Genomic DNA, 19,881 nt, shown 5'->3' with positions numbered 1-19,881 from the left:
TGTACCGCTTGCTCGTATTGCTCTTCTTGCTCACTACCTGGAACTGCTTCCTCCGGGACCTGTCGTCCCAGTATCAGGCTGTCCAGGCCGAGGGTGGAACTTCAGTATGGCGGGATCGGGCTGAGTCTGTATGCGGGCTGGTTGACGTTCGATGACATCCGGGACCGCGCTTCCAGCGAGCGCGACATCAGCGCGGCGTGTGATCGGCTTGTGTCCGCGGCCGCGGTGATGGACCTGCAGGGCGGGATGGTCCGGGCAAAGGGCAGCGACTACGACGAGTTCAGGCTCGATGTGGGCGAGCTGCCCGGTTCCTGCACCGTCTACAAGGTGCCTGGTCCCGGTAAGACCACGGGCCTGTTCACCTTGACGGTGCGGGGCAGTGACACTTCCGCGCCGTTGCACCGGATCGGTGATGACAGCGCTCTCGAGCCGTTCCGCGACAGTCGCGGCAGTCAGAAATCCGATGTCACCGCGATCGCCGACCGGCGCCCCGAACCGCGACCAATCGGCGATGGCACCCTGGGCCGGTACGGAAACTGGTACACCACCATCCGCGCCGAGTGCGGCCCTGGCAGCCGCACGACGGCCCCGAAGCTGCTGAACGTTACGGCCCGCGCCGACTACGAGGATGTCTCTGCAGCGGACCGTGAGCGCCTCGCCCACATCGCCCGCTCGGCCACCGAGGAGCTCACGGACCGGATCGGCTGCCAGAGCCGGCTGCCCGCCCTGCCTGACCACCAGTTGGCGTCCGTACCGTCTGACCTCCGCCCCGCGCAGGCGACGGACGGTTCATGCCGCTGGTTTGCCCGACACATCGAGGAGCGAGGGCAAGGCCGGCTTCCCGACCGCGCCCTCGCGGCACCTGCCCTGGACGCGTCCCCCATCGAAAGCTGCCTTCTAGCAGTCAGCCCCGACCAGGTGGGCCGTATCGCCGACGGTTTGCACGACGACGACCACGATTACGCTCGCAGTGCGCTCACTCACTCGCCGTGGTGGCTGCGCACCGTCTCCTACTTCGGCGCAGAGGCGCGCACGGTGGGATACGACGTCCGTGGCGGCGAGGACGAGATCATCACAGCGGGAACGGCCGGACATGCAAGCGGCGCGTGGTGGGCCTCCTCCATCTGCGACGGCAAGCCCGCCCTGCACACCCTCAGCTCCAGCTACACCTATGACAACGTGCTCGGCCCCCAGACGCTGTCGGCCCTGTTCCGCGCGTACGTTGACGACATCACGAAGCGGCGCGGCTGCACCCATGTGACGTACCCGGACACGAAGAACTTCCGTGCCCCCTGAGCACCACCCCGTACTGAGCACGTCATCTGGCGGATGATGCCAACTCGAATGCCCAGTCACAGCGGTAGAACGAAACGACTGTCCGAAGTGTGAAGTCCCAGCAGGGAGTCCGTGCCGCACCCGCGGCGGGAGGACCGCGACGAAGTACCACACCGCCCGCTTCATCCTCGTCCCCGCCCTGCGGGAGGAGCTGGAGGAGCTGGTGCCCGACGACCGCGGACCGGGTGGCCGTGAAAGCCGGGCCCGCCCGTCGAAGCCGCCCCGGCGGCGCGACCCGCCCAGCCGATCCGGATCGGGTACGCCCGCTGCTCGACCGCGCAGCAGGAACTCGCCAGCCAGCTCGCCGCGCTCGAACCCGTCTGCAAGCGGATCTTCTCCGAGAAGATCAGCACCCGGGTCAAGGTCCGCCCCGAAAGAAGGCGCTCAAGCTCGCGTACGACATCAAGGAGGCCGCTCCCCACCAGGAGGTCGTCCTCACCGTCCACGAACTCAAGCGGCTCGGCCGCTTTACCGATCGTCGATCTGGCCGGATGGGCTCTGAGCTGCATGGATGCGTCGCGTAGGTGTCCGTGACGCGGCAGGCTCGTTGGCGAGGGCGGCTTCGAGCGTCTCCGCGTGAAAGCACAGGGCCGCGCTGAACCCTTCACTGGCACGGTTGAGCCCGAAGTGCGGGGTCAGCCGAGATACAGGCAATACCGGCGCTTCGAGCTCCTCGACGTGGTTGGCAACGACGTGTCGCCGGCGATCCAGCGCGAGCTCTACCTGGAGTTCCGCAAGCCCGGCTTCGCGACCTCCCCGCTGCTGGAGCAACTCGTCATGTCGGCTGCCTCGGCCGCAAGACCGGCCATGACTTTCGCGACTACAGCTGAGCTGCGTCAGTCCAGGCAGAACTCGTTGCCCTCCGGATCGGCCATCACAATGAAGCCTGCGCTCATCGGGGGAGCGGGCTCGTAGCGACGTACCCGCGTCGCTCCCAGCGCGACGAGCCGGTCGCACTCGGCCTCCAGTGCCGCCATCCGCTCCTCTCCCTGCAGTCCGGGAGCCGCACGGACGTCGAGGTGGACGCGATTCTTGGCGACCTTGTCCTTTGGCACTTGCTGGAAGAACACTCGTGGGCCGTGCCCGTCCGGGTCCTCGATGGCCGATTTCGAGTTGCGCTGCTCCTCAGGTACGCCGACCCGCGCGAGGAAGTCGTCCCACGCTGCCAGCGGGTCGGCGCCCTCGGGCAGGTCCACCCCGGGCGGGCCGGGGTGGACGTAGCCCAGTACGTCGCGCCAGAAGGACGACAGCGCCCGCGGGTCATGGGCGTCGAAGGTGACCTGGATGTGGCGGCTCATAGGGTTGCTCCGTTCGTAGCGGGATTCGTGTGCCGGTAGAGGTCGCGCAGCAGGCAGACCTCGGACAAGTGGTGGATCAGCTCGCGGTGGATGTGCAGCACCAGATCGGCCATGGGCGCCTCGGGGAAGGGCTCCTTCTCACCGATCGGGACCCGGAGCCCGGCGTCGCCGAGGCTGCGTACCCCGGCCAGCCAGACGTCGAGCTGGGCCTCGAGCTGGTCGAGTGCGGTGGCCGCGCTGCCGGCGTACTCCCAGCTCTCGTATGACGCCGCCGACGCGCCGAAGTGCGCCGCGTTGCGCGCAGCCAGCACGCCGACGATGACGTGCCCGAGTCGCCAGGCAATCGTGGTGAAGGCCGCCGGGACCGGCTGCGGGGCAGCGAAGATCGTGAAGTCCCCGGCACCGGCCTGCACTGGCGCCGTCGAGCTGCCGCGCGGCCGCACACTCCAGGCGTCTGGCACCGGCGACCAGAAGTACTCGTCGTCGGTGAGGCCCTCTAGCCGGGCTCGGAGTTGATGTTTCCAGTGGACCTCCCACTGCTCGCGCAGAGTCCAGTTCCAGTCGAGTTTGTCTGCATCCATGGAGCCACCGTGACACCTCTGGCGGACAGGATCGGTCCGCTATTGCTGAGAGGGTGGGCGACATGGACGTGGCAAGCGATAACGAGCGGGGCACGACGGAGCGGGTGCTCACCCTGCTCGGGCTGCTGCAGCAACGCCAGGTCTGGACCGGCCCCGAGCTCGCCGGCCGGCTCGGGGTCACGCCGCGCACGGTACGGCGTGATGTCGAGCGGCTGCGCACGCTCGGCTATCCGGTGCATGCCAGCCAGGGTGTCGGCGGCGGCTACCAACTCGGCCCGGGGCAGGACCTGCCGCCGCTGCTTCTCGACGACCAGGAGGCGATCGCCACCGCAGTCTCACTGCTCGCCGGATCGGGTGACGCGGTTGCCGGCGCCGGCGACGCCGCACTCCGGGCGCTGACCAAGCTCGACCAGGTGCTGCCCACCCGGCTTCGGCACGAGGTGCGCGCGCTCTCCGGCTCGGTGGAGTCCTTTGGCGGAGGCCGCACGCCGGTCGACCCCGAGGTGCTCATGCCGCTGGCCAGAGCCTGCCGCGACGAGGTCGAGGCAGGCTTCGACTACCCGTCCGGGAGCGAGGTGCGACGGCGGCGGGTCGAGCCCTACCGCCTGGTCGCTTCCGACCGGCGCTGCTACCTCCTCGCCTACGACCTCGAGGTCGCATGAGTTGTCCCGTGTACATCGAAATCTGATGGACGGCCATGTTCGGCTGTCGCGGATCGGGGCTGTTGCTGCTGGTACGTCGATGTCGTTCCTCATCAGAAACCCCCGTTCACAAATGGGCCAGCGCAAGAGCTGCCTGCGTTGCGATAGTCAACGCATGGATCAAACGCATGGACCCACCGACGGGATGTTCCTGACAACAGAGGAGCAAGAGGCCGTACACGCTGCTCTGGTCTCTTCTGGCGCTGACCGCTGGGCCGGCGGACAGCCATGCACGTTCCACTCACTGCTCGCGCGTTGGGGCGGCGAAGTTTCAGGGGTGGAAGAGGGCTATTCATGGTGCGCGCCAGAGCTGGACAACGACATCTGGTGTCGGAGCGCGCTGGCGCGTGTCTGGCCTCTGTTGCCTCCACGCGTCCAGTCCGAATGGCAACCAAGGCTCCATGACCTCGATGAGCGGTTCCGCGCGGCAACGATCCAGTGGCCCGGCCGAGGCGATGACGAGGGAGACTGGTGGATGTGGCGCATCCCTCGACTACTTGAGGCTGAAGCTGGAGACCCCTGTGAACGAGGCTGGCCCTCAGGCTGGGACATGGTGCCTTTCCCCAAGCCAGATTCTGTTCAAGTGATCGTCTGAAGAGCGGGCCCGTCGGTTCTCACTCATCGATTTAGTGCAGAGAAGGTCCAACTCCATCAGCGCCGTGCCGGAACCGGAGACGTCCTGGACGGGCTCGGGGTACTCGGCGCCTTCGCCGCCGGCCTTGCGGACGGCGGTGGCGTGCTTGATGTAGCCGGTCTTGCCCGCCTTCTCCGCGAGTGTCGGCAGGTTCGGATATTCGAGGCTGCGGAATAGCTCCGGGCTCACAGCCGCTGAGGGCGCTTGGGCACTCTCGAAGCGGTCGCCGTCCCCGTATGGGCAACTGCCATTTCGGTTGCGAGTTTCGAGTTGAAGTGGGCCAAGATGATCCAATGATCCAAGAGACAGAAGGCGTAGCCGAGGCGATTGCAGGCGAGCTGAAGCGGGGAAGTTTCCGGCTAGCGGCGTACGCCGTGTGCATCGAGGACGGGCGGGTGCTGCTTGCCCATCACGCGTCAAAGAACTGGACTCTTCCGGGCGGTGCGGTCGAGCACGCGGAGGATCCATTCGACGCGGTGGTCCGGGAGGTTGCCGAGGAGACCGGCTGCGACGCAGTGGTCGAACGTCTGCTGGGCGTGGACTCCAGGGTGATCCCCGCGGCCACCGCGCGTGCGGGAGTTGCGCACCAGAATGTCGGCATCTTCTACCAGGTTCGTATCACTGGCGGCCAACTCCGGCCTGAGCCGAACGGCGAGACCACCGAGTCGGTCTGGACTTCGATCCCCGAGGTCGCTTGGCTCCGCCGATCATCGCTGGTCGACATCGGCCTCGCCCTGGCGCAGACCGTTCCGGCAACCGGCCACGTCGCTCCCGTCCCGGTCGGCGGCCTGGTCCAGCACTGAGGCACCACCGACATCTACCTGGCCCGATCGGCCGTCATCTGGCTCGCGTGATCGGCGGGCCACCTCGGCTGCGTAGGCGGTTCTGACAGCTCCCGCTGCCCATCGTTCGGCTACGAAGGGACTGACTCCGAGGAGACGTTGCAGGACGGCTGAGGGCATCTGGATGCAGAGGTCGAGCAGGGGGTGTGTCAATTCAACGGCCGACCTTCTCGACGGACTGCCCGGCGTCCATCTCCCAGAGCTCAGCGAGTTGCGGGCCCGTGGGAGTGCTTGGGGCCCCCATCCCGGCCCCGCAGAGCCCACGACGCACTCTCGGAACCGGCCGCACGGACGACGCACCATCCGATTCCTCGCCGTCATGAGTCACGACGACTGCAGGCCCCGGTTGCCGAGCAGGGCCTGACGCCGGTCAGCAAGGCGGACGCGCGGACCGCTGTCGGACATGTGGTGCGCCAGGGTCTCGCGCGCCGCGTGGCGGGCCTCCTCCAACAGCGGCTGCCCGTACGCATTCAGCAGCTCGTCGACAACATCCTCGCCGACACCGCCCGGGACCGTCCTGCAGGACTCCAGTGCGGACGCGACGTACCTCTCCAGCACGCCCGCGGCATCAGCGAGCCGGACCTCGGCAACCGCCGCACCGTCCAGGCTGGCGACCGTCGCGCGGTCAGCGAGGCAGACTCCGAGCAGTACCACCGCCCGGGTCCGGAGCGGGGCGTCCAGCAGGCCCGGACGGGTACGCCCGTGCCACAGCACCAGCTGGTCGGCCCCGAACACCGCGTACTCCCACCGGCTGCGCGGCTCCCTGAGCCCTCCCGGTCTCTCCACCCCCGCGCTCACAGCCTCTGCCACAGCAGATCCAGGCGTAGCTCGGTGGGAGCATCCGGGACTGGAAGGTCGACAGGGTGCAACAGCGTGGCCGGCGCCCACCGAGTGCGCGGCGGATACGGATCTAACGCATCTGCGAACCGGTAAGCCTGCACACGGAGCCACCGGAGCCCGAACCGTCGCGATGGGCCGAGGAACCAGCCCAGACAGACGGACGTCACCGCGCCACCCGCATACCCGCGGCGCTGTACTTCACCATCGTGTTCGGAGGGAGTTGGTCAGCTTCCGTCTTCATCGGCGAGTCTCCCGCCACGCCCGGCCGAGCTGCCCAGCAGTCAGGCAGGGGGCCCCAGCGCAGCTTGGCGACGGACGTGATCGTGTTCTCCGGATCGGTCAGCAGGCCGCGGGCGTGGCGGACCTGTTCCTCCGTCATGGCGGGCGGACGGCCGATCCGTTCGCCGCGGGCTCGCGCGGCGGCCAAGCCCTCGTGGGTGCCCTGCACGATCAGCTCCCGGATGAACTCGGCGAGCGCGGCGAACACATGGAAGACCAGGCGCCCGTCCGGCGTGGTGGTGTCGGGGGATTCGTGCAGCGGCTGGAAGCCGATCCCGCTTGCGGAGCCCGGAGACGATGGCGATCAGGTCATGGATCGAGCGTCCCAGCCGGTCGAGGGAGGGCACCACGAGGGTGTCGCCGGTGCGGAGGCAGTCGAGGCACTTCCATAGCTCCTCGCGCTCCGCGTTCTTCCCGGACTTCCTGTCCGGGAAGACCCGCACGCAGCCGGCTGCTTCCAGGGCTGTGACCTGCCGGTCGAGCAGCTGCCCCTTCGTGGAAACGCGTCCGTAGCCGATCCGAGCGACCAGTTCGCGGGGAATGCCTCCAAGGGGCTGTCAGCGTCCGCCCACTCAGCTGTCGTCGTCATGCACGGCGCCGTACAGAAAGGGGCTGTACAGCGTTTTTGAACACCCCCGGTTGTTGAACACCCTTGTTGGACGCAAGAAGCGGATTCCGGCCCGGCGTGTCGACGGCGAGGACCGCGTGTCCAACAACCGATGGTTTATTGAAGATCTTGATCGCTTGGCCTGCGACGGCGGACCTCCGGCACCGGACATCACGAGCCGGTGGCACGGGTGAAGCGGGCAGCCCACTCCCGGACGAAGTCGACGAACTCGGGAGGGCCGAGCACCTCGAACTCCGCACCCACATTGCCCAGTGCCTGAGTCGGCCAGTCCAGGGTCTGCGAGGTCATCCGTACCCGGCACCGCTGCTCGTCGACCTCCTCGACCGTCGCCCACGGGCCAACGCGCGTGCGAACAGCCGCTGCGGGGGCGTGCACCAGCGCTTCGACGGTGTGTGGAACGGGGTCGCCGCCGCTCCCCGCACGGACGAAGGCCGCGGCGTCATCGGCAGGTAGCTCGCGCGGGCGAAACCGCTCTCCGGTCCCGCGCGGACCGTCGAGACGGTCGAGGCGGAAGCTGCGCCAGTCCTGCCGAGTCAGGTCGTAGGCGACCAGGTACCAGCGGTACCCGAGCGAGACCAGCCCGTGGGGCTCGACGTGGCGGGCGCTGCGCTCGCCACCGCGGGCGGTGTAGGAGAAGCGAAGTCGTTCCTCGTCCCGGCACGCCTGCGCGATGGCGGTCAGCACACCGGCCTCGACAGTCTTCCCACTGCCCTCGACCGAGGGCACGGTCACCACCCGCAGGGCGTCGACCCGTCGGCGCAGTCGCGCCGGCATGACCTGCACGACCTTGGTGAACGCGCGGATCGAGGACTCCTCGATTCCGGTAACCGCGCCCTGGGCGGCCGCACGCAACCCGATGGCGAGCGCGACCGCCTCCTCGTCGTCGAGCACCAACGGCGGCAGGGCGGCGCCTGCCGTGAGCTGGTAGCCGCCATCGACGCCGCGACTGGCCTCAACCGGGTAGCCCAACTCGCGCAGCCGGTCGACGTCGCGCCGCAGGGTACGCGCAGAAACCCCGAGTCTGTCGGCCAGCTCGCCGCCCGGCCAGTGCCGGTGGGTCTGGAGCAGGGACAGCAGCCGCAGAGTCCGTGAGCTTGTGTTCGCCATGCCCTCCAGGATGGCGGCAATTGAGGTCGGAAAGTGACCGCTATGGCTCATAGCGTGGGTCTCACGAGAACGGCACGGGCCCAGGCCGGGTACGCCGACTGATCGAAACGAGGAGAACCATGACCGACAGCACGATGTCGACGACCCCCGACACGATGTGGGAGGTGCGACTGGCCAAACACCTGAAGGCAGACCTCGGGACCGACACCTTCGACCTCGTACAGGTGCCGACGCCCGAGCCGGCCGCGGGAGAGGTACTGGTCCGCACGGACTACCTGGGTCTGTCGGTGGCGTACCTGGAGATGCTGCGGGCCGACTCCCGTCTTCCGATCCCGCCGTGGGAGGTCGGCCAGCGCATCGGCGGCGGCGCGGTGGGCACGGTCGTGCGGTCCAACAGTGCGGAACTTGCCGTCGGTGACCTGGTACGCACCATGGCCGGCTGGTGCGAGTACTCGACCGGGCCTGCCGACCAGTACCCCAGGCTGGACCCCGACCTTTTCCCAAGCCCGGTGCACTACCTCAGCCAGGGGCCCACCGCCTACTACGGGATGTCCGAGGTCGCCAAGGCCGGTGCCGGCGATGTCGTCTTCGTCTCCGGCGCGGCGGGCGGCGTCGGGTCGCTGGCCGGGCAGATCGCCAAGTGCCGGGGCGCCGCGAAGGTGATCGGCAGCGCGGGTAGCCAGGCGAAGATCGACTACCTGGTTGACGAGCTCGGCTTCGACGCGGCGTTCGACTACCACGACGGTCCCGTCCTCGATCATCTGCGGGAACTGGCGCCCGAGGGCATCACCGTGTTCTTCGACAACGTCGGCGGAGAACAGTTCGATGCGGCGGTCGAGGCGGCGGCGCCGGGGGCCCGCTTCGCGCTGTGCGGCGCGCTGGCCACTCAGATCGGCGACCACGAGGACCGGTTCCCCGAGCCGGACCTCACTGCGGCGGCCGCCAAGGGGATCGCGGTCCTGCCGTTCTCCACCTATCACACCCCGGAGCAGGTCGCGGCGTGGACCGAGCACTTCAGCACATGGTTGAGCGAGGACCGCTTCGTGTTCCCCCACACGATCGTGGAAGGCGGCCTCTCGGCAGCTCCCCAGGCGCTCGTCTCCCTGCTGAAGGGCAGCTACAAGGGCAACGTCTCCGTCAGGGTCGCCAGCTGAGCATCGAAACGTGCCGCCCGTCACACACGGACGGGCGAAGCGCTCCCGGTGACGTCCCCGCCACATCCAAGGAGAACCGGCACCGCATGACCGACGCATCCGTGCTCTCCACCCGCACTCTGAACCGGACACTGCTCCAGCGACAGTTCCTGGCCGCCCGAACCTCCCGCCCGGTACTCGACGTCGTCGAACACCTGGTCGCTCTGCAGGGGCAGGAGCCCAACTGGCCTTATGTGGGGCTGTGGACCCGGCTGGCCGACTTCCGGCATGACGACCTGACGGCACTGCTCCGCGACGGGCGCGTGGTGCGCTCCGCAGCCCTGCGCAGCACCCAGCACCTGACCAGCAGCAACGACTTCCGCCGGCTGCGGCCCGTCGTCCAGCCCGTCCTGGACCGCACCGCCCGGGCGCAGTATTTCGCCGCGCAGACCGCCGGGTTGAACATTGCCGAGCTCACCGACGTCGGTCGGGAGCTGATGGCTGGCCAAACCCTGCCTCGGCGGAAGCTCGCCCTGTCGCTCGCCGAGCGCTTCCCGGGCCGCGACGGCCGCGTGCTCGCGGGGGCGGTGGAGCTGCGGGTACCGATGGTGCACGCCCCGGCCACCGGCGCGTGGGGCGCCTGGGGCAACCGCCCCGGCATCGCCATCACCCTCGCGGAGCACTGGATCGGCCGACCGATGGCGGCGCCACGGGTCGAGGCGATGATCCGCCGGTACCTGGCGGCGTTCGGCCCGGCCGGCGTCATGGACATCCAGGCATGGTCGGGGCTGACCCGCCTGCGTGAGACTCTCGACGGGCTGCGGTCACAGCTGCACGTCTTCCACGACGAGCGGGGCACTGAGCTCTTCGACCTGCCCGGCGCGCCGCTCGCCGACCCAGACCTGCCCGTCCCAGTGCGATTTCTGCCCGCCTTCGACAACCTCCTCCTCGGGCACACGGACCGCGCCCGAGTAATCAGCGATGCAGACCGCAAGCTGGTCATGCCGGGTCAGGCCATGGTGCGGCCCACCTTCCTCGTTGACGGATTCGTCCACGGCACATGGTCGGTGAAGGGCTCTGCACTGCTCATCGCCCCCTTCCGGCCGCTGTCGCAAGCGGGCACGCAGGCAGTACTGGACGAGGCCGAGCGACTTCTCGCCTTCGTCGCACCTGATGCGGCCAGGCGGAGGGTCACGTTTACCTGAGAACGACGGGACGCTTCCCCCTCCTGCGGCGGCCCGCCTCGTCCTCGCCGAGCACGCTGAAGTCCATGTCCAGGTGGGCGTCGTAGTCGTCCATGGTGTCCGAGGGCGTGGGCGATATTGGCATGGCCGACCCTGGCCGCCTAGCATCGCCGGTCATGGACATCGCGCTTGTCCGTTCACGATGGCGGGCCGTATTCGCCATGTTCGCCATGCTTCCGTGGGGGCTGGGCCTGCCGTTGGCGGCCCTCACATTCGGATTGGGCGCCGTCGCGGGGCAGCCTGATGTGCTGGGCACCGCGATGGCCGTGGCAGCCGGTGCGGCGTCCTTCGCGACCGTTCCGGCTCAGGTGCAGACTGTTAGGGCGCTGCTGTCCAGACCCCGGCTCGCCCTGGAGACCGACGCCCTGGTCATCCATGACCCCGTGTTCCTCCGCAAAGGCGCCCGGATCGCGCGCGAGCGAATCGCGGAAGCCGATCGGCTGGACTGGAAGGACGCCGAGGTCAGCTTCCGCATCGGCTACGACACGACCGAGCTGACTCCGTTCCGCGAACCGCTGAACATGGAGGTACGGCTACGCGGTGACCACGGCTTCGCCTCGGCCCGAAGGCTTCACCACGGCACCTGGATCTGGCGCTTTGCCCGCAGATGGGACCGATCTCCGCAGTTTCCGGTGCCGGGCGACCGCTACCGAAGGATCCGGATCCGTGCCAGACACCCGGTGGACGCCCTCACCGCCCTCACCGAATGGGTCACGAGCTCAGCCGCTCCTGACGCCGGGCGCCCTCCTCATGGAACGGCAGGCGAGCCCAACTAACGGAATTCAGGCGGGTTGTCCCGGTTCACGCTGATCAGTGGGGCAGGAGAGCGGGAAGACTTTCCGGCGGGTGTTGGGCCTGCTCGATCCGGCCCGCCTGAGCACCGCCGCCTTCATCTACCTGCGCCCCCTGCTGCCAGAGCCCGGGCTGGCTTCGTTCACTAACAACAGCAGCGTTTGTCCACCAGTTCGGGAGGTGAGGGAGGGGCCGAGCCTCCGTAGATGTTCACGAGAAATGACAGCACTCCGGGCTGAGGAGTCCCGACCGCGCCTGTTTGGGCAACGGGGCAGCTGATAATGCGTTGTCGGCCTCAGACGGGCTGCGAGAGCATCCGGTGCATGGAAGAGCCTGCCGAAAGTCTCAGTTCTGACCAGGTTGAATTGCGCCGGTGGCGCATGAGCGATCTCGACGCCTTGGAACGCCTGGTCTACGAGTCTCTGGACCATCTGGCGCCGTGGATGCCTTGGGCAGCCGACCACGGCAGACAGCAGACCTCCGATTTCCTTGCCCGGAGCCAGGCAGAGTGGGAGGCCCGGCAAGTCTTCGGCTTTGCGATCACGTCAGATGCTGCGGTGATCGGCAGCTGTGGCCTCTTTCGCCGCATCGGTGCGGGCGGCCTGGACATCGGCTATTGGCTTCACCCTCATTGGACCGGACGGGGTCTGGCCACGATGGCCACGGCGGCTCTTGTCGGCCAAGGCTTCCAGCTGGCGGGCATCGACCGCATAGAGATCCATCACGATGCTGCCAACCCTGCCAGCGGAGCCATCGCCCTCCGCTTGGGATTCACTGAGATTGAACGCACACGAGCACCTGAAGGACCCGTCGCTCCTGGCGAAGTGGGGATCAATGTCGTCTGGCGGATGACTGCAGACCAATGGAAGGCGAGGACGGCTGAGCACGCTGAACGAGCGAGCTGAGCAGGGGATATTCGAGTGTCTCCTCTTGGTGGTCCGTCGCCCGTGACGGGCGACGGACCGTCGTGGCGGGGCGCTACATACAACAAGCCCGAGCCCTCTCAACAAAGATGAGACACTCCCAGGCCAGACCGCCCACCACCCCGACCGGCCCGCTCCCGACTGGTTCTCAATCAACCCGCAACACCCCAGCCCACACCACTCCCAGCACACCAACTACCACCCGGCGATCGACGGGTGGGCGTCGGTGTCGTCGAGCGCGAGCCGTACCGGCTCGTCCGGCGCCCAGCCCAGCTGGGCCCGCAGAATCCTTCTGCCCTGCGCGGCCGTGCGCTCGGGGTTCTCCTTCTTCAGCGCCATCGCCAGCTCGACCACCTCCGGCGGCGTGCGCGGCTGGGACTGGCGCAGAGAGGGAACCAGGGCGTCGAACCCGTCCTGGCGCCACTCCAGGATCCGGCGGTCCAGCGTGTAACAGCTGATCCGCGGCGGCGGATCGTGGATGCGTTCTTCTACGTGGTACGGGCCGGTTGCGCCTGGCGTCAGTTGCCGAGGGACTTCGCTCCCTGGCAGACCGTGTACTGGTACTTCTCGTGGTGGCACGACGACGGCACGGTCAGACGGATCCACGACGCCTTGCGGAGCCAGGTCCGCGAGGCTGACGGCCGCCACGCCGAGCCGAGCGCCGGGTTGATCGACTCGCAGTCGGTCCGCACCGCCGACACCGTCCCGGCCGCCACCAGGGGCTTCGACGCAGGCAAGAAGGTCAAGGGGCGCAAGAGGTTCATCGTCACGGACACCCTCGGCTTACTGCTCGCGGTCCATGCCGTGGCAGCGAACATTCAGGACCGCGACGGTGCCAGGCACCCGCTGCTGTGGACCAGGTCGGTCCCCCGGTGTCGTGCGGTGCGGGCCGATCGGTCCAGCGCAGACGTCCGTGTGAAGCGGGCCTCCCGTAGCTGGCCTCACCGCGCGGCGTACAGTCCTCACCCAAGGGGCAGCCCGCGAAGGTCAAGAGCAAGAGCGACGGCAGCTACAAGGTGTCCGTGAGCAACCCGGACTCGGGCCACGTGTCCCTGTGCGTCAAGGCACAGGGACACCAACGGCAGCAAGATCGAGCAGACCCTGATCAAGGCCTACGCCGTTCGCTGACCCTCACAGGAGCCCTTTCCTGACCGCGCCCCTGGCGCAAGGCACGCCCTTGCGCCAGGGGCGCACCCCGTTGTACGGGAAACCAAATACCTTGCTGCTCCTCCGTATTACCGAAATCAGCAGCAACCTCGAAAAGGTGGGGCACAACCGATATTTCTGACGTCCGCACCGGTTCGCTTGATACACCGCATCATCGGCGCAGCTCCACATTCCCGAACGCGACGCCGGCATTTTTCTCTTCCCGCTAGCGCTTTGGCGTTCCTCCGCCGGTCTCCCGGTCGAATGTCGTGACGGGTTTGCGACATGGAAGAAATCCGCCACTGCCAATCAGTTGCCTCGGTCCGTGCAGAGCCGGAAAGTATCTGCCGAATGCAGCAAGTACTTCTTTCTCGCGAAGAGTTGGAGACGCTCATGCATCCACCGCGCCATTCTCATGGCGAACCCGGAACAACGGCAGTGCAGGAGGCCTCGCGATGAGGCGTCTCAGGCGACGGTTGGTCACCGCGGCCGTCGGCATCACCGTCCTCGGGACGGTCATGTCGAGCACTGCAGCGAATGCCTCCAACCCGACTCCGGCTCCGTCTTCCCCTACTTCCCTCAACCTGCCCGCGTCGGTCCACGACAGCCTTCTCCAGGCTGCCGCCGGAAAACGGGCGAACCTGTCCCTGACGCTGGTGACCGGCGACAAGGTGCAGATCGGCATCACCGAAGACCGGAAGCCAGTCGTCCGTGAGATCGAGCCCGCGACGCGGCCCGGGAACGAGTCGGTTCTCTTTCACACCGTCACCAGAAACGACCAGGTCTACGTCGTACCGGAAGACGCGTTGTCGCTGCTCCGTGCCGACCTGCTGGACTGGGAGCTCTTCAACCTCGCCAAGCTGGCCGACTGGGCGGCCGAGGGCAAGACCAGCGAGGTCCCGGTGATTACCACCTACACCGGGAAGACCAATGCCCGGACAGCGGCGAACCCCGCCGGTGCGACCGCCAAGACCGTCCTGCCGAGCATCAACGCCCGCTCGATGAGCATCAAGGGCAACGGCCAGTGGTGGCGAGAGGTGCGGAAGAAGAACACCGGCAAGTCCGCCGCCGCCTCCCTGGCGACCGGCCCGCTGGCCGGGGTGGGGAAGGTGTGGCTGGACGAGCTGACGAAACTGCAGCTCGACCAGTCCGTACCGCAGATCGGCGCCCCCGCCGCCTGGGAACGCGGCTACGACGGTTCGAACGTGAAGGTCACGGTGCTGGACAGTGGCATCGATGCCACCCACCCCGATCTCGCCGGCCAGATCAGCGAGGCGGTTGACTTCACCAACAGCCCGAAGGGTCCGGTGGACGAACACGGACACGGTACCCATGTGGCGTCCACGATCGCCGGCACCGGACAGGCCTCCGACGGGCTGCGTCGCGGTGTGGCGCCCGGTGCAAAGCTCGCCATCGGCAGAGTCTGCGGTTCGGACGGCTCGTGCGCCGGCTCCGCGGTCATCGCCGGCATGGAGTGGGCCGCCAAGTCCGGTGCCGACGTGGTGAACATGAGCCTCGGCGGCGCGCCCTCCGACGGAAAGGACCCGCTGAGCGCAGCGGTCAACACGCTCAGCCGCACCTACGGCACCCTGTTCGTCATCGCCGCGGGCAACGCCGGCCCGGACTCCGAGACGGTCGGGTCGCCAGGTGCCGCCGACGAGGCGCTGACCGTCGCGGCCGTGGACAAGAGTGACCAGATGGCCCGCTTCTCCAGCCGCGGACCCCGCGTCGGGGACGGCGCGGTCAAGCCGGACATCTCGGCGCCGGGCGTCGCCATCACCGCCGCCCGGGCCAAGGGCACCGCGATGGGCAAGCCCGTGGACGATTACTACACGTCCGCCAGCGGCACCTCCATGGCCACGCCCCATATGGCCGGTGCCGCGGCGATCATCGCCCAGCAGCACCCGGACTTCACCGGGCGGCAGATCAAGTCGCTGCTGATGGCGACCTCCAAGGACCTCGGGCACGACCTGTTCGCGCAGGGCGCCGGCCGGGTGGACGTGGCCCGCGCGGTCGATCCGAAGATCACCCCCGACGCAAACCTGAGCTTCGGCCGAGCCGAATACCCGCACTCGCCGATGTCCAGGACGGTCACCTACACCAACTGGACCGACGAGCCGATCACTCTTACGCTCTCCGCCTCGGCTTCCCGGGCGGGCAAGCCCGCACCGGAGGGGCTGTTCACGCTCAGCGCCGACCAGGTCACCGTGCCCGCCAAGGGCTCGGCCGATGTGGCGGTGACCATGGACGGCAGGGCGGTGGACAGTTCCGGGGAGTACGGCGCATACGCCGGCGTCCTGACCGCCAAGGACAGCGCGGGGACACTGCTCGGATCATCGCGGATCTCGACCTATGTGGAGCCGATCCGCCACGACCTGAACATCGAGGTCATTCCTCCGGCCGGCGCCACCGATGTCTCGTACGGCAGCGCGCTGATCGTCCCGGTCGACGAGGACAAGCTGGGCCTGTACGAAACGCCGCTGACGGTACCGGGCGGCGAGACGATCAAGGCACGGGTTTTCAGCGGCACTGTCACGGCGGCCCTCGGGGTGACGTGGCGGGACGCGGCCGGCGAGCTGCAGAAGGCCGCACCGATGGTGCCGGAGGTGGAGGTCACCGGGGCGACCACGGTGGAGCTGGACCTTCGGAAGGTCAAGCCCATCAGTGTGAACACCCCGGAGCGAACCGAGACATACGCGGCACTCTTCAAGACCCAGCGGACCTCCGTGGACGGAGACTGGGGGATCACGGCGTCGTTGTCCGCCGAATACGGTCCCGGTGAGCCGAACTGGTGGGCACTGCCGACCGCCGGTGAGGTCAGCCTCGGCACGCTCGACTTCTTCAGCCGGCATGTCCTGGTACCGCCGTCAGTGACGATGAAGGTCACGGGGAACGGCGACTCCTTCGACCTGGACGCCCGCTACGCGACACCGGACACCACCATAAACGGCGGAAACCAGAGGTGGACGGAAGACGGGAAGCCCGTAAGCACCCTCGTGCGGTCGACGATTCCCCGACTGCCCGCCAACGGGAAGAAGCCCGTCGTCTACGCGGGCACCGGCTCGGCCGAGGAGCTCGCCAAGGTCGATGCCAAGGGTGCGCTGGTGCTGCTGAAGCCGACCGACATCTGCGGGAAGACCTGCGACTTCACCGCACTGCGCACGCGAGTGGCGGCGGCTGCCGCCGCGGGCGCGGTCGGGGTGCTGGTGACCGGCGAAACCGATCGGGTCGCCCTGCTGAAGTACGAGTCGTTCCGGCAGTACAAGTGCGACGGTCCCGACAGCTGCCCGCCGGTCGACCCGTACGCAGCGCTGCCGATCGTGACCGTACCCCCGGCCCAGGCCGCCACGCTGATCCAGCGGATCGAGGGCGGAGCGAAGTCCGGCGTCCGGATCAAACTCGGCGGCAACCGCGAAGTGTCCAAGGCCTACGCTCTGGCCTTCGACTCCCCCGGTCGGGTTCCCGGCAACCTGCCTTACCAGGTCCAGTCCCAGGATCTCGACCGCGTCGATCACCGCTTCCACGCCGACCAGCCCGGCGCGATTCCCCACTTCAGCTGGAACCGGATGACGAAGTCCGGCCCGGTGACAGAGGAAAGCATGCTGCCCAAGCCGGACAGTCAGCGGCAGTTCACCACGTTGGTCGGGCCGCGGAACAACGACGCGATCGACCGCTTCGAGATGTCCGTCAGGGACTATCTCGCGCCGTCCGTGGCAAGTCCGTCGGGCCCGGGCGAAACTCAGGACCTGACGCTCGGCAAGAAGAACACGATCGCCTGGAACGCGGGTCCGTCGCTTCCCGGCGCGGTGCCCCAGGTCCGCACCAAGTCGGGCTTCACCGCCGACACCGGCCTGCCGTGCGCCGGCTGCCGGGAGGGCGACCGCTTCTGGCCCACCCTGTACCAGACCAGCAGCGGGGGCGGTCGCCAGGCCATGATGGGCATGCTCAACGACACGGGTATCGCCCATTTGATCTACGGGGTCCAGGCCTGTGAGCCCCCCGCCTGCAAGGTAAGCCTCTTCGACGACGCCGGCCACGAACTCCAGCAAAAGCTCAACCCGGTCGAGTTCGTCTTCCAGCTCGGCGAGCCCGGCAACGCGTCGGACCTGATGTTGAGGAGCGGGCGGTGATGACCGAAATGGGAAAGGAGACTGCTCCGATGAACGCGGCCGAGCCATCGAGGTGGCGCCGGAAGGTGAACCTGGCGGCGTCGGCAGCCGTGGCGATGCTCGCGCTGGTGGGCTGCAAGGCCGACGTCATCTCGTACGACCTGCCTGCGGAATCAGCCCGCTACACGTTCCAGGCGGAGACCAACGGGGTCAAGACCGCGTGGGAGTACACGTCCGACCGGCCGACCAAATCCGACACGCCGACGTCACAGCCGTGCATCGCGGACGTCGTTGTCAAGGAACCCGGTCCGTGCCGTCCGGAGCCGCTCATCTTCCTGCGGTACGACCTGGGCCTGGACCTGGACAACACCGCAAAGGCCAACAGGCTTCACCCCATCACCGTCACCGGCTACTACCAGGATCGGCTCAGCACGCCACCGACCGTGACCGAGTTGCGGGCGGAGGCCAGCTTCGACGGCGGCAAGACCTGGCAGCCGGTGACCACCAAGGCCGACGGGAAGAACACCTTCACCGCGCGCATAAAGCACCCGAAGCATGACCAGGCACCCGGAGGAGTCGCACTGCGGATCACCGCGACCGACAACGCGGGGAACAACGTCAAGCAGACCATTCCCCAGGCGTACCGACTGCGCTGAGGTGAACCGATCCTGAGGGAGCACGGCCGGGGCCAGACGTGAGCTTCGCACCGGCCGTGACCCTCGTTTTCCGGCGCAGCCCGCACCGAATGCGGACAGGGACTGCGCCCGCAGACCGTTCGCGAGTAACTGTTGCGTACACGTACCGCTTGATCAGGCCGTTGGTCCGGTGCCGCTCGCACCGGACCAACGGCATACCCGGATCCGCATTCCGGTGGCCTCGCCCTGGTGAGAGGCCGGCGAGCTCCTTCCACGACACAGACGCCAGGCCGGAGTACCGACGGACAGACGGAGAGGCATCATGCTGTCGGACGTGCTGGGACTTACCCCCGAAGAGGCAGACACCTACCGCATTCTGGTCTCGGTCGCCTCCGCCACGCCCACCGGACTCGCCGAACTCATCGGCTGCGACATCCGTCAGGTGGTGGGCACCCTCAGCAGGCTCGAAGACCGGGGGCTCGTCGCGCGCAGCCTCGGCGACACCACTCGGTTCGTCGCCGCCCCGCCGGCGGCGGCGCTGCGGGCGCCCTTGATCCAGCGACAGAACGAGCTCAATCTGGCGAAACTCGAACTCGACTCCCTCGACGAAATCTACCGCGCGGCCACTCTCGGGCGCGGCGCAGCGGAGGTCGTCGACGTGATCCACGGCACCGAGGCCATCCGCGAGCGCGTCGGACACATACAACTCGGCGCACGGAAAGAGGTCATGAACTTCGTCAAGGCGCCGTTCTTTTCGTCCGGCAACATGACCGACGACGCGGTCATGGAGCGGGGTGTCCGCTACCGCGTGATAGTTGAACGCTCGATGCTCGACCGGGGAGCTCCGTCGTTCGACGAAATCATCCAAGCGCGGGCCGCTGGAGAGGTGGTCCGGATCGCCGAATCAGTACCACTGAAACTCTTCATCGTGGACGGCGAGTTGGCCATTGTTCCGCTCCTCGGTTCCGCCAATGCCGCGAAGGCGGGAGCCCTGCTCGTGCACGAGTGCAGCCTGCTCGACGCGCTGATTGCACTGTTCGAGTCCGAATGGGAGAAGGCAATGCCGTTCGTCACCTCTGCGGGTACCTTGCAGAACGCGCCCGCCATCGATGATCTGGGTGCACAGATACTCAGCCTGTTGCTGACCGGCCTCACCGACCAAGCGATCGCCACCCAACTGCACACCTCCATGCGGACGGTGCAACGCCGGATCCGCCAGATGATGGACACCGCGAAAGTGCAGAATCGCATGCAGTTGGGCTTCCGTGCGGCACGGCTGGGCTGGCTCGACGCCGAGCAGGACGGCAGCTGACTCCCGGAACACCGGGCCCACCGGCCGAGGACGTTCACGCGAGATGAGCGGGAGAGCCAGTACATTGCGCCGAAACCCGGCGCGGTGTCAGAACCGTTGTGGGTCTGCGAAGTGCCCTCCAGAGCCCGCATGGCGCCAGACCGCCTCAGCCTTGATCCACCGTCATGGTTTGGGGAGTGATCTTGTGGCCGGTTTCGAGCCGGTTTCAGGTCGGTGGTCGGGCGTGGGCAGGTGGTAGCCGCTGGATGCTCCTATGGTTGTCAAGCCGCTGGAACGAGGTCGGTTTGAGTGGTTCGTTCCGTGGGTGTGGTGGTCAGGGCTCGGTAGACCTCGCGGGCGACG

At 67.7% G+C, this 19,881-nt stretch carries 17 protein-coding genes and 3 pseudogenes; 12 read left to right on the top strand and 8 right to left on the bottom strand.

The features are described 5' to 3' along the window. Positions 1-93: 93 nt before the first annotated feature. Positions 94-1,296: a hypothetical protein gene (locus IEZ15_RS40965; protein WP_229846487.1), complete on the top strand. Its 1,203-nt coding sequence runs from the start codon at positions 94-96 to the stop codon at positions 1,294-1,296. 285 nt (positions 1,297-1,581) lie between these two features. Beyond that, a complete protein-coding gene (locus IEZ15_RS45970; RefSeq protein ID WP_308427505.1) occupies positions 1,582-1,869 on the top strand; it encodes a recombinase family protein in 288 nt (95 codons plus the stop codon). Positions 1,870-2,171: 302 nt separating this feature from the next. On the opposite strand, the gene IEZ15_RS40955 is transcribed toward IEZ15_RS45970, so the two are convergent. Beyond that, positions 2,172-2,633: a VOC family protein gene (locus tag IEZ15_RS40955; RefSeq protein WP_189282056.1), complete on the bottom strand. Its 462-nt coding sequence runs from the start codon at positions 2,631-2,633 to the stop codon at positions 2,172-2,174. After that, complete coding sequence (locus IEZ15_RS40950) at positions 2,630-3,214, bottom strand: DinB family protein (RefSeq protein WP_189282055.1); 585 nt, start codon at positions 3,212-3,214, stop codon at positions 2,630-2,632. Before IEZ15_RS40950 ends, IEZ15_RS40955 begins: the two co-directional genes overlap by 4 nt. 62 nt (positions 3,215-3,276) lie before the next feature. Between IEZ15_RS40950 and IEZ15_RS40945 the strand changes: the two are divergent. Continuing rightward, a pseudogene (locus tag IEZ15_RS40945) lies at positions 3,277-3,867 on the top strand (helix-turn-helix transcriptional regulator); the annotation flags it as partial. A 586-nt stretch (positions 3,868-4,453) separates the two neighbouring features. On the opposite strand, the gene IEZ15_RS40940 reads toward IEZ15_RS40945, so the two are convergent. Next, the gene (locus IEZ15_RS40940; RefSeq protein WP_189282059.1) at positions 4,454-4,738 is read right to left on the bottom strand and encodes a hypothetical protein; all 285 of its coding nucleotides are present in this window, start codon (positions 4,736-4,738) and stop codon (positions 4,454-4,456) included. A 104-nt stretch (positions 4,739-4,842) separates the two neighbouring features. Here IEZ15_RS40940 and IEZ15_RS40935 point away from each other — a divergent pair, with 104 nt between their 5' ends. After that, on the top strand, positions 4,843-5,352 hold the full coding sequence (locus IEZ15_RS40935) for an NUDIX hydrolase (protein ID WP_189282054.1): 510 nt from the start codon (positions 4,843-4,845) through the stop codon (positions 5,350-5,352). Positions 5,353-5,715: 363 nt separating this feature from the next. Here the strand turns inward: IEZ15_RS40935 and IEZ15_RS40930 are convergent, their stop codons facing one another. The 3 genes and pseudogenes from IEZ15_RS40930 to IEZ15_RS40920 form a co-directional block, all read right to left on the bottom strand. Continuing rightward, positions 5,716-6,201, bottom strand: coding sequence for a hypothetical protein (locus IEZ15_RS40930; protein ID WP_189282053.1), 486 nt, complete (start codon positions 6,199-6,201; stop codon positions 5,716-5,718). A gap of 193 nt (positions 6,202-6,394) precedes the next feature. Continuing rightward, positions 6,395-6,971: pseudogene (locus IEZ15_RS40925) on the bottom strand (recombinase family protein). A 317-nt stretch (positions 6,972-7,288) separates the two neighbouring features. Beyond that, the gene (locus IEZ15_RS40920; RefSeq protein ID WP_189282052.1) at positions 7,289-8,245 is read right to left on the bottom strand and encodes a helix-turn-helix transcriptional regulator; all 957 of its coding nucleotides are present in this window, start codon (positions 8,243-8,245) and stop codon (positions 7,289-7,291) included. Between the two features lie 119 nt (positions 8,246-8,364). Between IEZ15_RS40920 and IEZ15_RS40915 the strand changes: the two genes are divergently transcribed. Both IEZ15_RS40915 and IEZ15_RS40910 read left to right on the top strand, forming a co-directional pair. Further along, positions 8,365-9,399 carry an MDR family NADP-dependent oxidoreductase gene (locus tag IEZ15_RS40915; RefSeq protein WP_229846486.1) on the top strand — a complete coding sequence of 345 codons (1,035 nt, stop codon included), beginning with the start codon at positions 8,365-8,367 and terminating at the stop codon, positions 9,397-9,399. A gap of 86 nt (positions 9,400-9,485) precedes the next feature. Next, the gene (locus tag IEZ15_RS40910; RefSeq protein ID WP_189282051.1) at positions 9,486-10,583 is read left to right on the top strand and encodes a winged helix DNA-binding domain-containing protein; all 1,098 of its coding nucleotides are present in this window, start codon (positions 9,486-9,488) and stop codon (positions 10,581-10,583) included. On the opposite strand, the gene IEZ15_RS46625 is transcribed toward IEZ15_RS40910, so the two are convergent. Then, a complete protein-coding gene (locus IEZ15_RS46625) occupies positions 10,576-10,707 on the bottom strand; it encodes a hypothetical protein (protein WP_268250504.1) in 132 nt (43 codons plus the stop codon). The two genes, IEZ15_RS40910 and IEZ15_RS46625, sit on opposite strands and share 8 nt — an antisense overlap. Positions 10,708-10,738: 31 nt before the next feature. Here IEZ15_RS46625 and IEZ15_RS40905 point away from each other — a divergent pair, with 31 nt between their 5' ends. Together IEZ15_RS40905 and IEZ15_RS40900 are read left to right on the top strand one after the other, a co-directional pair. Continuing rightward, positions 10,739-11,398, top strand: coding sequence for a hypothetical protein (locus IEZ15_RS40905; protein WP_189282050.1), 660 nt, complete (start codon positions 10,739-10,741; stop codon positions 11,396-11,398). A gap of 339 nt (positions 11,399-11,737) precedes the next feature. Continuing rightward, positions 11,738-12,319 (top strand): GNAT family N-acetyltransferase, encoded by a 582-nt coding sequence (locus IEZ15_RS40900; RefSeq protein WP_189282049.1) that lies wholly within the window; start codon positions 11,738-11,740, stop codon positions 12,317-12,319. Between the two features lie 213 nt (positions 12,320-12,532). Here IEZ15_RS40900 and IEZ15_RS45960 read toward each other — a convergent pair whose 3' ends face one another. Further along, the gene (locus tag IEZ15_RS45960; protein WP_229846489.1) at positions 12,533-12,691 is read right to left on the bottom strand and encodes a hypothetical protein; all 159 of its coding nucleotides are present in this window, start codon (positions 12,689-12,691) and stop codon (positions 12,533-12,535) included. A gap of 48 nt (positions 12,692-12,739) precedes the next feature. On the opposite strand from IEZ15_RS45960, the pseudogene IEZ15_RS40895 reads away from it, so the two are divergent. The 4 genes and pseudogenes from IEZ15_RS40895 to IEZ15_RS40880 form a co-directional block, all read left to right on the top strand. After that, a pseudogene (locus tag IEZ15_RS40895) lies at positions 12,740-13,363 on the top strand (IS5 family transposase); the annotation flags it as partial. A gap of 575 nt (positions 13,364-13,938) precedes the next feature. After that, positions 13,939-17,613: a S8 family peptidase gene (locus tag IEZ15_RS40890; RefSeq protein ID WP_189282047.1), complete on the top strand. Its 3,675-nt coding sequence runs from the start codon at positions 13,939-13,941 to the stop codon at positions 17,611-17,613. Then, positions 17,613-18,248 (top strand): hypothetical protein, encoded by a 636-nt coding sequence (locus IEZ15_RS40885; protein WP_189282046.1) that lies wholly within the window; start codon positions 17,613-17,615, stop codon positions 18,246-18,248. Before IEZ15_RS40890 ends, IEZ15_RS40885 begins: the two co-directional genes overlap by 1 nt. 301 nt (positions 18,249-18,549) lie before the next feature. Then, positions 18,550-19,539 carry a helix-turn-helix domain-containing protein gene (locus tag IEZ15_RS40880; protein ID WP_189282045.1) on the top strand — a complete coding sequence of 330 codons (990 nt, stop codon included), beginning with the start codon at positions 18,550-18,552 and terminating at the stop codon, positions 19,537-19,539. The last annotated feature ends 342 nt before the right edge of the window (positions 19,540-19,881 follow it).

The organism is Streptomyces atratus (assembly GCF_014648655.1).
Lineage (GTDB): Bacteria > Actinomycetota > Actinomycetes > Streptomycetales > Streptomycetaceae > Streptomyces > Streptomyces atratus.
Note: the sequence above shows the minus strand (reverse complement) of the source record. Positions and strands in the feature narration are given on the sequence as shown.

Bases quoted from the DNA above. Each gene is read 5' to 3' on its own strand.
- IEZ15_RS40920 (WP_189282052.1), bottom strand. From the start codon at position 8,245: ATGGCGAACACAAGCTCACGGACTCTGCGGCTGCTGTCCCTGCTCCAG.
- IEZ15_RS46625 (WP_268250504.1), bottom strand. From the start codon at position 10,707: ATGCCAATATCGCCCACGCCCTCGGACACCATGGACGACTACGACGCC.
- IEZ15_RS40935 (WP_189282054.1), top strand. From the start codon at position 4,843: ATGATCCAAGAGACAGAAGGCGTAGCCGAGGCGATTGCAGGCGAGCTG.
- IEZ15_RS40915 (WP_229846486.1), top strand. From the start codon at position 8,365: ATGACCGACAGCACGATGTCGACGACCCCCGACACGATGTGGGAGGTG.
- IEZ15_RS40950 (WP_189282055.1), bottom strand. From the start codon at position 3,214: ATGGATGCAGACAAACTCGACTGGAACTGGACTCTGCGCGAGCAGTGG.
- IEZ15_RS40955 (WP_189282056.1), bottom strand. From the start codon at position 2,633: ATGAGCCGCCACATCCAGGTCACCTTCGACGCCCATGACCCGCGGGCG.
- IEZ15_RS40910 (WP_189282051.1), top strand. From the start codon at position 9,486: ATGACCGACGCATCCGTGCTCTCCACCCGCACTCTGAACCGGACACTG.
- IEZ15_RS40905 (WP_189282050.1), top strand. From the start codon at position 10,739: ATGGACATCGCGCTTGTCCGTTCACGATGGCGGGCCGTATTCGCCATG.
- IEZ15_RS40890 (WP_189282047.1), top strand. From the start codon at position 13,939: ATGAGGCGTCTCAGGCGACGGTTGGTCACCGCGGCCGTCGGCATCACC.
- IEZ15_RS40880 (WP_189282045.1), top strand. From the start codon at position 18,550: ATGCTGTCGGACGTGCTGGGACTTACCCCCGAAGAGGCAGACACCTAC.
- IEZ15_RS40885 (WP_189282046.1), top strand. From the start codon at position 17,613: ATGACCGAAATGGGAAAGGAGACTGCTCCGATGAACGCGGCCGAGCCA.
- IEZ15_RS40900 (WP_189282049.1), top strand. From the start codon at position 11,738: ATGGAAGAGCCTGCCGAAAGTCTCAGTTCTGACCAGGTTGAATTGCGC.